Origin of the sequence: Mesorhizobium neociceri (genome assembly GCF_013520985.1) — a bacterium.
Classification (GTDB): Bacteria; Pseudomonadota; Alphaproteobacteria; order Rhizobiales; family Rhizobiaceae; genus Mesorhizobium; species Mesorhizobium neociceri.
In genome coordinates, this window is the sequence record NZ_JACDTY010000029.1 from 35,176 (window position 1) to 46,874 (window position 11,699).

Consider the following 11,699-nt stretch of genomic DNA (forward strand, 5'->3'; position numbering starts at 1 on the left):
TTTGGCGGGCAAAAGTTGACTTTTTCTGAAAATTTGAAGCGTCGGAGGCCTTTTCTCAGGCATCACCTTTCACGACGCCAACAAACGGCAATTCGCGAAAAGCGTGGGCGACGTCCATACCGTAGCCGACGACGAAATAATCCGGACAGTCGAAGCCGACATAGTCGGCGTTGAGTTCGGTCTGGCGGCGCATGCGCTTGTCGAGCAGCACCGCGATGGCGCAGCTTTTGGCGCCGCGCGACAGCATCAGATTGCGGGTGAAGGAGAGCGTCTTGCCTGATTCGAGGATATCGTCGATCAGCAGCACGTCGCGGCCGGCGACCTCATTGTCGATGTCGCGTAGCACCCTCACCTCGCCGCTGGTGGTACCGGCGCCGTAGCTGGAGATGAAGATGAATTCGACCTCCGGCGACAGCCCGACATCGTGCATGGCGCGAATGAGATCGGCGGCGAAGATAAAGGAGCCCTTCAGCACCGAAATCACCAAGAGATCGTGATAGTCGTGCTCGGCGATCTCCTTGGCGAGTTCAAGATTGCGCCGCGCGATCGCGGACGCCGAAAACAGGACTTCTATGTCCTTGCCGCGCACTATTGGCATCAACAACCTTTCAGAGAAATCCCTAGCCGGCGAAGGTGACCGCCACGGCCTTGACCCCGTTTCTAGGCACATCGAGGCGGCTGGAAAAGCCGAATCTTTCGCCGGGCGCCAGCGAACGGTTGGATGTCCCCAACGTATAGCGCGTGATGCGGCTGTCATTGCCGGTGACGCGGATCTCCAGCGGCGGCAATTGTCCCGCCTTCACACCGTCATTCACGGCCTCGCCATCGACGAACAGAACAGGGGTGGCGCCAGACGCATCGACACGCGAGGTGACGCCGGCAATGCTGAGTACGGCGCCCACCGGCTGTTCGACTGTCCAGAACGGCGTCTGGCGCACCAGCGTGTGGCCGCCCGAGACCCAGAAGGCGGCGAGTGCCGCCCCAACACCGGCGATCCAGAAAATCGGCCCGCCACGCGACGCCGGCGGCCGCACGGTTGCGGCTTCCGGCTTGCGCAGCATGTCCATGCCCGCCATCGACGGCGTTGCAATGCCGCGTTCCGGCAGCGAGGCCGCCTCCATGCGCGGAACCAGACGCGGGAGCACCTCATAATCGGCATCGACGATGTCGGTCGCCACAGGCCGCAATTCCGGCGCGACACTTGTCCCCAGCCCGGTCATGATTTCGCCGGAAACCGGGCGCGCGGTTCGTTGCTCAGCCATCATGGCCCCGCTGTTCGCTCTTCGTTTCTTTTGCGTAAATGGAAATGGTTAACGCTTCCCCACCGGAACCCTTGTGACGCATTCAAAAACAGCGAAAATTAACCGACGGTTAACCATGGCGGCCGATGGTCGTTTGACAGAAAGGGCTGGCACGCCGCCGCCACAAGCTTCAGGTCGTCGCACGTGATCCGCTTCGAAAATGTCGGCCTCCGCTATGGCATGGGTCCGGAAATCCTCCGCGACATCTCCCTGCACATTCCGGAGAGCTCCTTCCAGTTCCTGAGCGGGCCCTCCGGCGCCGGCAAAACGACGCTGCTGCGCCTTCTGTTCATGTCGCTGAAGCCGACACGCGGGTTGATCACCATCTTCGGCAAGGACCGCTCGCGCATCTCGCGCGCCGAGCTGCCGCATCTTAGACGCCGCATCGGCGTGGTGTTCCAGGATTTCCGCCTGCTCGACCACATGACCACCTATGAGAATGTCGCTCTGCCGTTGCGCGTGCGCGGCCGCGAGGAAGCGAGCTATCGCACCGACGTCACCGAACTTTTGAAATGGGTTGGGCTGGGCGAGCGCATGCATGTGCTGCCGCCGGTCCTGTCGGGCGGCGAAAAGCAGCGCGCCGCGATCGCTCGCGCGCTGATCGAACAGCCCGAAATCCTGCTCGCCGACGAGCCGACCGGTAATGTCGACCCGCCGCTAGCGCGCCGGCTGCTCAGGCTGTTCATCGAGCTCAACCGTCTCGGCACCGCGGTTGTGATCGCCACCCACGATCTCGGCCTGATGGAGCAGGTCGACGCGCGCCGCATGATCCTGGCCGGCGGAAGGCTGGATATCTATGACTGAGCTATCCGCCGAACATCTGCATGAAGAGGTCGCGGAGCCGGCGGCAACGATGCAGCGCGTCCAGCGACGCATGGCGCCGATCGTGCCGGCGCAGAACATTGCCGGCCGCGCCTTGGTGCTGGTCATCGCCATCATGACCTTTCTGTCCTGCCTGACCTTCGGCGCGGTGACGCTGGTGCGCGACACCGCCTCGGTGTGGGAGAACCAGATCTCGCGAGAGGCGACGATCCAGATCAAACCTTTCGATGGCCTCGACATGGAGGCGGCCCTTGCCCAGGCCTCGCAGATCGCCGGTGAATTCCCCGGCGTGAAAGCAACCAAGATCATCGATCGCGATGCGACAGCCCGTCTGCTGGAGCCATGGCTGGGCTCGGGGCTGAACATCGACGAACTGCCGGTGCCGCGGCTGATCATCGTCACCATCGACGAGACCAGCCCGCCCGACTTTGCCGCCATCCGCGCGGCGATCACGCCGAAGCTGCCAAGTGCTTCGCTCGACGATCATCGCACCTGGGTCGATCGGCTGGTCGCCATGGCCCGCACCACGGTCACCATCGGTATCGCCGTGCTGGTGCTGATGTTGTCGGCGACAGTGCTGACAGTGGTGTTCGCCACACGCGGCGCCATGGCCGGCAACGGCCATATCATCGAAGTGCTGCATTTCGTCGGCGCCGAAGCGCGCTTTATCGCGCGCGAATTCCGCTGGCATTTCCTGGTCACCGGCATGAAGGGCGCTGCCGCCGGCGGGGCCGCCGCGATCCTCGTTTTCATCGTCTTTTCCTGGTGGTCGTCGCGCAACATGGCAACGCCGCAGGCCGACCAGGCCACCGCTTTGTTCGGCAATTTCGCTATCGGATCGGCCGGTTATCTCGGCGTCGGCCTGATGGTGCTGGTGATCGGCGGGCTGACGGCGGCGACCTCGCACGCCACCGTCGTCGCCTATCTCAGCGACATCGATGTCCGCCAGCCGGATGCGAGTTGAACAACGACGGCGGAGGCAAAAAAACAGTTCAGGGGCAAGGACAAAAACAACGAGGCGATCACGGATCGAAAAACGACGTAACGCAATGTGCGCTTTTTTCCTTATCAAAGCGGCATTTCAGGATTAACCATAGGATGATGGACGCGCGGGACTCGACCGGGACGGCTGGACAGATGCCAGTGGTGGGTGGGCGTGTGCGCACCGGGCCGAGCCGTTTGCGGACGGCGCTGCGTGTCGCCTCCCTGTGTTTGCTGCTGCTGATGGCGCTGTTTGCCGGCGGCTTCGGCTGGTTCGCCAGCAAGGTCAGCCACATGACCACCCCGGCCAACCCGGCCAAGGCCGACGCGATCATCGTCTTGACCGGCGGCCAGGCGCGCCTCGACGCCGCACTCGACCTGCTTGCCTCCGGCAAGGGCGAGCGGTTGCTGATCTCAGGCGTGCATCCCTCCGCCAGCCGCCGCCAATTGCAGGCCGCAACCGGCGGCGACAAGGCGCTGTTTTCCTGCTGCGTCGACATCGACCGCGCCGCGCTCGACACGATCGGCAATGCCGAGGAAAGCGCCAAATGGGTGGAGAGCCACGCCTATGGCAGCGTCATTCTCGTCACCAACAACTACCATATGCCGCGCAGCCTCTTGGAAATGGGCCGCCTGCTGCACGGCGCCAAGCTTGAACCCTATCCGGTGGTCAACACCAATCTCGACAATGGCGACTGGCTGACCAAGCCGGAAGCGCTGCGCGTGCTTCTGACCGAATACAGCAAATACCTGCTGGCGCTGGCGCGCGGCATCGTCCCGGTCCGCCAGTCCGCCGACAGCGTCGCGCTGGCCGAGGTTTCGACCGCCAAGGACTAAAGCAATTCCAGGAAAAGTGCGTAGCGGTTTTCCCGGGAAAAGCGCGTGCGCTTTCCCTCGGGAATTGCGTCCAACAAACGGCTCTGACGGCGCCCGATTACCCCTTGGCAGCGCCGTCCGCTGCGCCGCGCAGCCGCGCAATTTCCTGTTCGAGTTGCTCAATGCGCTTGTCGCGTTCGGCAAGCGCGGCCGCCACATCTGCAGCCTCGAAGCGCTGCGGAATGTGTTGCGGACAATTGGCATCCCAGGCCGAGACGGTGAACAGGATGACCTGCTCTGGGCGCGCCTTGTAGTCCTGCGGCATCAGCTTTGCCAAAAGCTCGGCATCGTCCTCGACGACGCGCGCCGTACCCCAGATCTTGACGCGCTGCCGATGCGCATAGTTGATCAGGAACAGGAACGCCTGATTGTTGTCGGCAAGATTGCCCTGGGTGATGAACTGCCTATTCCCCGAGAAATCGGCAAAGCCGATGGTCTTCTCGTCCAACACCTTGAGGAAGCCGGCGGGCCCGCCGCGATGCTGGATATAGGGCTGGCCCTCGCCATTGGCCGTCGACAGAAATACGCTGGTCTGCGCCGCGATAAAATCGGCCAGATCTGGCGTCATATGAGCACGCCATCCACCACGCTCCTCGGCGCTGGCATAGCCCTTGCGCGACCCCTTGCGCGTCTGGATTGCCTTGACCGTCGGCGTGAAGGCGACATCGCTGGTAAAGGTGTGAGCGTTCATGGAAGCGTCCTTCCTCTGTCCGGCTTGCTGCTTGCGCTGCTCGTTCAGGCCGCGTCGCGGGCAGCGACAACCGGAAAATCGATCTCGGTCCCGGCGACCTCGTTGATATAGTTGGTCCAGGTATTCAGGGCGACGTGCTGGACGATCTCTATGATCTCTCCATCGTCATAGCCGGCCATTCTGACGGCGGAGAGATCCTCATCACCGACGTGCCCGCGAGCATGCGCGACTTTGGCCGCGAAGCGTACCGCCGCTGCCGCCTTCGGATCCGTGGAGCCGCCATGGCGGTTGGCTATCATCTCGGCATCGCCGAGTTTGGCGAGGTTCTTGCCGAGATAGGTGTGCGCGGAAAGGCAGTAGCTGCAGCCATTGATTTCGGCGACGGCGAGCGCGATGCGTTCGCGCGTCGGCGCCGGCAGGCGACCCTTGGCGAGCGCCCCCGACATGCCGAGATAGCCCTCGAGCGCGGCCGGGCTGTTGGCGACCATTCTAAACAGGTTCGGCACCACGCCGAGTTGTTTCTCGACGGCCCGCAGCATGGGCTGGGTGGTAGCCGGGGCGTCTGCAATGGACGAAGGCGTAGCGATACGGGGCATGGAGACTTCCTTTTTGAGGTGCGTGCAGCTCATATGCGACCTTCCATATCTCGGATGTAGATGGTATTTTCGCAATCAACCCTTCCAATTAATGAAAGAAGTGATGGATCGTCTCGAAGCCATGTCCCTTTTCGTGGCGACGGTGGAGGCCGGCAGCCTTTCCGCCGCCGCGCGCGGTTCCGGCGTTCCGCTTGCTACGGTCAGCCGCAAGGTCTCCGAGCTGGAACGGCACCTCCAGACACGCCTGCTGAACCGCTCGACGCGCCGATTGACATTGACCGACGCAGGCCATTCCTATCTTGCCGCCTGCCGTCGAATTCTCGATGAGGTCGGCGAAGCCGAGCGCACCGCCGCCGGCGAATACAGCGCGCCTACCGGCGAGTTGATCATCACAGCGCCGATCGTCTTTGGCCGCCTGCATGTTTTGCCGGTCGTCACTGACTTCCTCGCGGCCTACCCGCAGGTGAACATCCGCCTGACGCTGGCCGACCGGGTAACCCAGTTGGTCGATGAACACCTAGATCTCGCCATCCGCATCGGCCAGCTTCCAGACTCGAATATGATCGCCATCCGCGTCGGCTCGATCCGCCGCGTCGTGTGCGCGAGCCCGGCCTATCTGGCCAGGCATGGCGCGCCACAAATCCCGCAGGATCTCGCGGCGCACGCATGCATCAGCTTCGAGGGAACGGCAGCTCTTGCCAGCTGGAGCTTTGCAACCGGCAAGGGCGAGCTCATTGTCCCAATCCATTCCCGGCTTCGGGTCAACACCGCGGAAGCGGCGATCGATGCCGCGATTGCCGGCGCCGGGATGACGCGGGTGCTGTCCTACCAGATCGCGGACGCGGTGCGCTCTGGCGTGCTCGTCCCGGTCTTGCGGCCCTTCGAGCCGCAGCCATGGCCGGTTAGCCTCGTCCATGCCAGCCAGGGCCTGCTGCCGGTGAAACTGCGCGCCTTTCTCGATTTCGCCGCTCCCCGGCTGAAGCAGCGGTTGCTGCAGGCGACATGGTAAGCTGAGGCCGGCTGCGGATCGACGGCGAGCCTGCCGATATCAGGCCATTGCGGCGTTTCCTTTTTGCTTGCGCTTGGTGTAACCAACGCACACCTCCTCAACGGGCCCTTCCCCGCATGCTCTATATCCGCTCGCTGGCGTTCAACTTCGTCTTCTACATCAATCTGATCGTCCAGATGATCCTCTGGACCCCCTACTATTTCCTGTCGCCGCGCCACCGCGCCTGGTTCGTGCCGAAATTCTGGTCGCGCACCAGCCTCTGGCTCTACGACAAGATCGCCGGCACCAGGAGCGAGATCACCGGCGTCGAAAACCTGCCCGAAGGCTCCTTCATCCTGGCGCCGAAACACCAGTCATTCTGGGACGCCATCGCTTTCTTTCCGTTCCTCCGCGACCCGCTCTATATCCTGAAGCGCGAGCTGACCTGGATCCCCTTCTTCGGCTGGTACATCCTGAAGATGCGGATGATCCCGGTCCATCGCGGCAGCCGCTCCAAGGCGTTGAAGCAGGTTGTTGTCTCGACAAAGCAGGAGATGGCGCGCAATCCGCGCCAGCTGATCATCTATCCCGAGGGAACGCGCCGGGCGCCGGGCGACGAGCCGGCCTACAAATACGGCATTGTCGAGCTCTATGCGCAGCTTGGTGTTCCGGTGGTGCCGGTCGCCCATGTCGCCGGTCTCTACTGGCCGCGCCGTAAATTCATGCGTTATCCCGGCACCATCAAGGCCCGCTTCCTGCCGCCGATCCCGCCCGGGCTCGGCAAGGACGAATTCATGGACCGGCTGATCGGCGAGACGGAAGCCGCTTGCGACCAGCTGCTGGTCGAGGCATCACAGGCACCCAATCCGCCGTCCATGCCGCCGACGGCGGTCAAGCGGCTGGCCGAACTCGCCGCGGCCGTAAAGACCAAAGTCTGATCTCCGCTCGGCTTACGGCCACGCAGCCAGCGCCGTAGTCAGCACCAGCGTTGCCGCGAACACCAGGTTGATGATCCGCGACGCCAGCGGCTGGCGCAGGGTGCGAGCGAAAGCCGCGCCGGCCAGCAGCCACAGCACATGGATGGCGACGATCATCAGGCCAAGAACCGCCAGCCTCGCCGGGACACCGAGAGCATCGGCGCCGGCCGCCGTCGACGACCCGGCTAGCACGGCCGCAATCGCCACATAGGCTTTCGGGTTGGCGATAGCGAGCAGGAAGCCGCCGAGGAAGGTCGGCCGCACTGCCCCGCTCTCGCGTGCCGCCAGCGGTGGCGCCGTCGCTATTCTGTAAGCGAGGTAGAGGATGTAGGCGGCAGAAGCGACCGCCAGCACCGGCGCTACCCCCGGCATCGAGGTGAGGATAGCCGTGATGCCGGTGGCCACCACCAGCAGCACAGCGACCGTGCCGAGAATGATCCCCGATGCGTAGCCAAGCGAATTGCGCAGGCCGAAGGCGGCGCCTATTGCCGTGACGCTGATCGTCGCCGGGCCTGGACTGCCCATGACGACGGTTGCCGCCAGCACCAGCGCCAGCAATTGCTGCCAGGGCTGCGCCTGTGAAAGAATGTCTGCGCCCATACTCCTCTCCCACGATGCTGGAGAGCAGTGTGGCAAGCCGGACTGCCGTCGTCTTGAACGATCGTGCCGAACCTCTAGGAGGCCTTTGCTAAGCGCTGGCTTTGTCCAGCGCCGCGAGATCCTCCGCGCTGAGCTTCAGCGATGCCGCCCGTACCAGGCTCTCGACCTGATCAAGCGTCGTGGCGCTGGCGATCGGCGCGGTGATGCCTGGCTGCGCCATCACCCAGGCAAGCGCCACTTCCGCCTGGCTGGCCGAATGCCGCGCCGACACAGCGTCGAGCGCCGCCAGGATGCGCATGCCGCGCGCATTGAGATAGGCTTTCACGCCACCACCGCGTTCACTTTTGCCAAGATCGGCCTCGCTGCGGTATTTGCCGCTCAAAAACCCCTTGGCGAGGGCGAAATAGGTGATGACGCCGATATCCTCCGCCGCGCAGAGATCATGCAGCGGTCCGTCGAAGGAAGAGCGGTCGTAGAGATTGTATTCCGGCTGCAGCACGGCATAGCGCGGCAGCCCGCGCAGGCTGGCCACATCGAGCGCGGCGCGCAGCTGGCCGGCGTCGAGGTTCGAGGCGCCGATATGGCGGACCTTGCCCGCGGCGAGCAGCTTCTCATAGGTGCCGAGCGTCTCCTCGTAAGGCGTGGTCGGGTCCGGCCAGTGCGACAAATAGAGGTCGATCACATCGGTCTGCAGCCGCTTGAGCGACACCTCGACCGCCCTTTCAATATGGGCGGCCGACAAATCTTTCTTGCCTTGCCCCATATCCGAGCCGACCTTGGTGACGACGACGATCTTGTCGCGGTTGCCACGGCTTTTCATCCATTTGCCGATGATGGTCTCGGACTCGCCGCCCTTGTGGCCGGGCACCCAGCGCGAATAGGCGTCCGCCGTATCGATGGCGTTGAGGCCGGCGTCGGCGAACCGGTCGAGCAGGTCGAAGGAGGTCTTCTCGTCGGCGGTCCAGCCGAAGACATTGCCGCCCAGAACCAGCGGCGCGATGGACAGGTCGGTTTGACCGAGACGACGTTTCTGCAAGATGGGCTCCGTGATGCTGGTGGCGGGCGAACCCGAATGCTTCGGGCCGCAGCTAAGCTAGGTCTCGCCGCGCCGAGGTCAAAGGTCTCGGCGACTTTTCCAGCGGACTAGCGCTTCACAAAGGCGCGACCGCTTCGCCCATCACCTGGCCATTTCTACTGGCTTTGGCGCCGGTACTCGCCGGGTGGCAGTCCGATTGTGCGATTGAAAAGCCTGCTGAACGAGGCCGCATCCTGATAGCCGACCTGATAGCATATTTCCGCAATGCCAAGCCTGGTGCTTTCGAGAAGCGTCTTGGCGGCCTCGAGCCGTCGGTCCTGAATCCATCGGCCGGGAGTCGTGTGCAATTCATCGGCAAACCGGCGCGCCAGCGTTCGTGGCGACAGGCCGAGTTGCGCGCCAAGCAAGGCAAGGTCGAGCGTTCTGAGCTGGTTTCTTGCCAGGGCTTCGAGCCGGTCGCGCAACGGCTCATGCAAGGGCAGCAGATCGGTGAGCGGGAATTCATATGGCGCCTGGCTCTGGCGCGACGGCGGCAGCACCAGCAGCTTGCGAACCAACCGCTCCTCCTTGATGAAGCCAAGATCCTTGAGAAGCGCCTTGCCGAGCTCCAGGCCTGAAAAGCCGCCGCCGCAAGTATAGATCCGGCCGTCCCCGACCAGCACACGGGAAGCGTCCCAGCGCACTTTCGGAAAGCGGCGCTGGGCATCGGCCTTCAGCCACCAGGAGATCGTCGCGCGTTTTCGGTCGAGAAGGCCGGCATCGGCCAGGAAATAACCGGCACCGCAATGCGCGGCGATGATGGCGCCGTCGCGTTGCGCCCTGGCGATGAGCGGCGCGGCATGGCGGCTCTCTTGCGCCAGCGCGGCAACAAGCTCCGGCACCTGCATGCCGGGCATGGCAAGCAGGATCAGCAGGTCCATCCGCTGCGAGGGTTCGCGTCTGGTGTTGAAGGAAATTCCCGGCGTCGTCGTGGCATCGGCCTGCCGCGCGACAAATTCGAAGGAAATCGCCGGTGTGCCGCGAATGGTGTTCACCAGGTCGAACATTTCGACCAGCGTCGCGGCGACCGCCGAATAGAAAGTCGACGGCAGCCAGATCACGGCGTGGAGGGGTTGGTCGGCCAAGGTGCCTTCTCATGCGCAAACAAAATACATGGCAAGTTTAGCACATAGATTGTCAAATCTGCCAATTCTGATTTTCGGCGACCGCCCGTAAGGTCCGCCGCGCCGATGCATGTATCGGCGTGTTTGGCCCGGTCGCGTCCAGACCGCTGGCCCATTTGGAGACCGACATGAAAGCAATTCTATTCGACGAGATCGGCTCGCCGCGGGACGTGCTCTACCTGGACGACGTTCCCACCCCGCGCGTCGGCGACGGCGAGGTGCTGGTCAGGATGGTCTCGGCTTCGGTGAACCCGGGCGACTTTCTGTTCATCCAGAACCTCTATCCCGAACCGAAGAAGCCGCATTTCCCCAGGCAGATCGCCGGAAACCACGGCGCCGGCATTGTCGAGGCCATAGGAGCGGATGTCGCGCTGCAACCCGGCACGCTTGTCGCCTTCAGCCACTACAACACATGGGCCGAATACGCGGCCATTCCCGCTGAATGGCTGATCCCTTTGCCCGCCGACTATCCCGCCGAACGTGCCGGGCAGATGGTGAACCCGATCACCGCCTGGGATCTGCTGGTGGATTCCAGGGTGCTGCCTGGCCAGTGGCTGGCGGTCACGGCTGGCTATTCTTCGATTTCAACAATGGTGATGCAGTTCGCCCAACGGCGCGGCATCAACGTCATCGCGGTGGTGCGACGTCAGCATCAAAGCCCGGACCTGAAGGAGCTTGGCGCCACCGCCATCCTCGACCTGTCGGATGTGAAGGGCATCCGGGAGGCCGTCATGGACATGACCGGCGGCGCGGGACTGAACGGCATCATCGACAATGTCGGCGGGCCTGCCAGCGGCGAGTTGATCCGCACCCTTGCTCTTGGCGGGCAGATGGTCATCAACGGCGGCATGAGCGCCGAGCGTTTCGAACTGCACAATTTCGACGTTCTGCTGAGCGGCGCCGAAATCAGGGCAAACATCTATCGCTACTTCTTTTCCCCGCCTGTCGAAGCCGACCGGCCGATACTGCGCGAGATTGTCGACATCTTCGGCCAGCCTGGCTTCCATATTCCTGTCGGCGGCATCCACCCGCTGACCGAGTTCAGGCTTGCCGTCGCAAACAGCCTGGATCGCGCCGATCTGGGAAAACAGATTTTCACAATGTAGCGTTCGGCGCGACCTGTCTCGCCACCTCCTCCAGCCAATGATCGCTGATGCCCAGCGCCTCAAGATGCTTGACCGTGCTCAGCACATAGTCCTCATTGTTTCCGGACTGGCCGACGGCGCCACGGATGACCGTCGCCGCATGGGCCGCATCGAGCCCGCCGGCATATTGTTCATGCTGACGGTCGACGATGTAGGCGACCGCTTTCACAGTCTCACGCCCGGCCAAGCCATTCCCATCGAGGCTGATATCGAGCACGCGCTCGAGATAGACGCTGGTGACCAGTTCGCGCTCGCGCAGATAGGTCAGCACCTCATCGCGCAACTCGCCGGGCACGCGAAAGGCCAGCCCGATGCAAGAGCCGCCACGGTCGAGGCCGAGCACCAGACCCGGCCGCTCACGCGTGCCGCGATGCACGAAGGAATAGACGCAGAGTGACCGGCGGTAGCCGTAAAGGTGCGCGCGCCGGGTCTCGACATGCGCAAATCCCGGCCGCCAGATCAGCGAGCCGTAGCCAAAAACCCAAAAATCGCCCATATCGCCAAGCCTGATTGCACGAGAGTG

General features: G+C 63.3%; 14 protein-coding genes. 6 read left to right on the forward strand and 8 right to left on the reverse strand.

The genetic code is table 11. The features are described 5' to 3' along the window. Positions 1-55 precede the first annotated feature (55 nt). Both hpt and H0241_RS32320 read right to left on the reverse strand, forming a co-directional pair. Positions 56-598 carry a hypoxanthine phosphoribosyltransferase gene (gene hpt, locus H0241_RS32315; protein ID WP_181061818.1) on the reverse strand — a complete coding sequence of 181 codons (543 nt, stop codon included), beginning with the start codon at positions 596-598 and terminating at the stop codon, positions 56-58. 22 nt (positions 599-620) lie between these two features. Further along, positions 621-1,265, reverse strand: coding sequence for a hypothetical protein (locus H0241_RS32320; RefSeq protein WP_181061819.1), 645 nt, complete (start codon positions 1,263-1,265; stop codon positions 621-623). 180 nt (positions 1,266-1,445) lie between these two features. On the opposite strand from H0241_RS32320, the gene ftsE reads away from it, so the two are divergent. The 3 genes from ftsE to H0241_RS32335 all read left to right on the forward strand — a co-directional run bounded on the left by ftsE (position 1,446) and on the right by H0241_RS32335 (position 3,941). After that, entirely contained in the window at positions 1,446-2,105 is a 660-nt protein-coding gene (gene ftsE, locus H0241_RS32325) for a cell division ATP-binding protein FtsE (RefSeq protein ID WP_023685344.1), read from the forward strand. After that, positions 2,098-3,087 carry a cell division protein FtsX gene (locus tag H0241_RS32330; protein WP_181061820.1) on the forward strand — a complete coding sequence of 330 codons (990 nt, stop codon included), beginning with the start codon at positions 2,098-2,100 and terminating at the stop codon, positions 3,085-3,087. The genes ftsE and H0241_RS32330 overlap by 8 nt, the downstream gene beginning before the upstream one ends. A 134-nt stretch (positions 3,088-3,221) precedes the next feature. Further along, positions 3,222-3,941 carry a YdcF family protein gene (locus tag H0241_RS32335; RefSeq protein ID WP_181061821.1) on the forward strand — a complete coding sequence of 240 codons (720 nt, stop codon included), beginning with the start codon at positions 3,222-3,224 and terminating at the stop codon, positions 3,939-3,941. A 97-nt stretch (positions 3,942-4,038) separates the two neighbouring features. Here H0241_RS32335 and H0241_RS32340 read toward each other — a convergent pair whose 3' ends face one another. After that, entirely contained in the window at positions 4,039-4,671 is a 633-nt protein-coding gene (locus H0241_RS32340) for a pyridoxamine 5'-phosphate oxidase family protein (protein ID WP_181061822.1), read from the reverse strand. A 44-nt stretch (positions 4,672-4,715) separates the two neighbouring features. Continuing rightward, complete coding sequence (locus H0241_RS32345) at positions 4,716-5,267, reverse strand: carboxymuconolactone decarboxylase family protein (RefSeq protein ID WP_181061823.1); 552 nt, start codon at positions 5,265-5,267, stop codon at positions 4,716-4,718. A gap of 103 nt (positions 5,268-5,370) precedes the next feature. Here H0241_RS32345 and H0241_RS32350 point away from each other — a divergent pair, with 103 nt between their 5' ends. Then, positions 5,371-6,276 (forward strand): LysR family transcriptional regulator, encoded by a 906-nt coding sequence (locus tag H0241_RS32350; RefSeq protein WP_181061824.1) that lies wholly within the window; start codon positions 5,371-5,373, stop codon positions 6,274-6,276. A gap of 116 nt (positions 6,277-6,392) precedes the next feature. Further along, positions 6,393-7,193, forward strand: a complete 801-nt coding sequence (locus H0241_RS32355; protein ID WP_181061825.1) for a lysophospholipid acyltransferase family protein — start codon at positions 6,393-6,395, stop codon at positions 7,191-7,193. A 12-nt stretch (positions 7,194-7,205) separates the two neighbouring features. Here the strand turns inward: H0241_RS32355 and H0241_RS32360 are convergent, their stop codons facing one another. The 3 genes from H0241_RS32360 to H0241_RS32370 all read right to left on the reverse strand — a co-directional run bounded on the left by H0241_RS32360 (position 7,206) and on the right by H0241_RS32370 (position 9,992). Further along, entirely contained in the window at positions 7,206-7,832 is a 627-nt protein-coding gene (locus H0241_RS32360) for a LysE family translocator (RefSeq protein ID WP_181061826.1), read from the reverse strand. A gap of 88 nt (positions 7,833-7,920) precedes the next feature. Continuing rightward, positions 7,921-8,868, reverse strand: coding sequence for an aldo/keto reductase (locus H0241_RS32365; RefSeq protein WP_181061827.1), 948 nt, complete (start codon positions 8,866-8,868; stop codon positions 7,921-7,923). Between the two features lie 155 nt (positions 8,869-9,023). Next, positions 9,024-9,992, reverse strand: a complete 969-nt coding sequence (locus H0241_RS32370; protein ID WP_181061828.1) for a GlxA family transcriptional regulator — start codon at positions 9,990-9,992, stop codon at positions 9,024-9,026. A gap of 167 nt (positions 9,993-10,159) precedes the next feature. On the opposite strand from H0241_RS32370, the gene H0241_RS32375 reads away from it, so the two are divergent. After that, the gene (locus H0241_RS32375; RefSeq protein ID WP_181061829.1) at positions 10,160-11,137 is read left to right on the forward strand and encodes a quinone oxidoreductase family protein; all 978 of its coding nucleotides are present in this window, start codon (positions 10,160-10,162) and stop codon (positions 11,135-11,137) included. Here H0241_RS32375 and H0241_RS32380 read toward each other — a convergent pair. Beyond that, entirely contained in the window at positions 11,127-11,672 is a 546-nt protein-coding gene (locus H0241_RS32380) for a gamma-glutamylcyclotransferase (RefSeq protein ID WP_181061830.1), read from the reverse strand. The two genes, H0241_RS32375 and H0241_RS32380, sit on opposite strands and share 11 nt — an antisense overlap. Positions 11,673-11,699 lie beyond the last annotated feature (27 nt).

Excerpts from the sequence above, each read along its gene's own strand:
- hpt (WP_181061818.1), bottom strand. The coding sequence starts at position 598 with ATGCCAATAGTGCGCGGCAAGGACATAGAAGTCCTGTTTTCGGCGTCC.
- H0241_RS32320 (WP_181061819.1), bottom strand. The coding sequence starts at position 1,265 with ATGATGGCTGAGCAACGAACCGCGCGCCCGGTTTCCGGCGAAATCATG.
- H0241_RS32330 (WP_181061820.1), top strand. The coding sequence starts at position 2,098 with ATGACTGAGCTATCCGCCGAACATCTGCATGAAGAGGTCGCGGAGCCG.
- H0241_RS32335 (WP_181061821.1), top strand. The coding sequence starts at position 3,222 with ATGATGGACGCGCGGGACTCGACCGGGACGGCTGGACAGATGCCAGTG.
- H0241_RS32340 (WP_181061822.1), bottom strand. The coding sequence starts at position 4,671 with ATGAACGCTCACACCTTTACCAGCGATGTCGCCTTCACGCCGACGGTC.
- H0241_RS32345 (WP_181061823.1), bottom strand. The coding sequence starts at position 5,267 with ATGCCCCGTATCGCTACGCCTTCGTCCATTGCAGACGCCCCGGCTACC.
- H0241_RS32350 (WP_181061824.1), top strand. The coding sequence starts at position 5,371 with ATGGATCGTCTCGAAGCCATGTCCCTTTTCGTGGCGACGGTGGAGGCC.
- H0241_RS32355 (WP_181061825.1), top strand. The coding sequence starts at position 6,393 with ATGCTCTATATCCGCTCGCTGGCGTTCAACTTCGTCTTCTACATCAAT.
- H0241_RS32360 (WP_181061826.1), bottom strand. The coding sequence starts at position 7,832 with ATGGGCGCAGACATTCTTTCACAGGCGCAGCCCTGGCAGCAATTGCTG.
- H0241_RS32375 (WP_181061829.1), top strand. The coding sequence starts at position 10,160 with ATGAAAGCAATTCTATTCGACGAGATCGGCTCGCCGCGGGACGTGCTC.
- H0241_RS32380 (WP_181061830.1), bottom strand. The coding sequence starts at position 11,672 with ATGGGCGATTTTTGGGTTTTTGGCTACGGCTCGCTGATCTGGCGGCCG.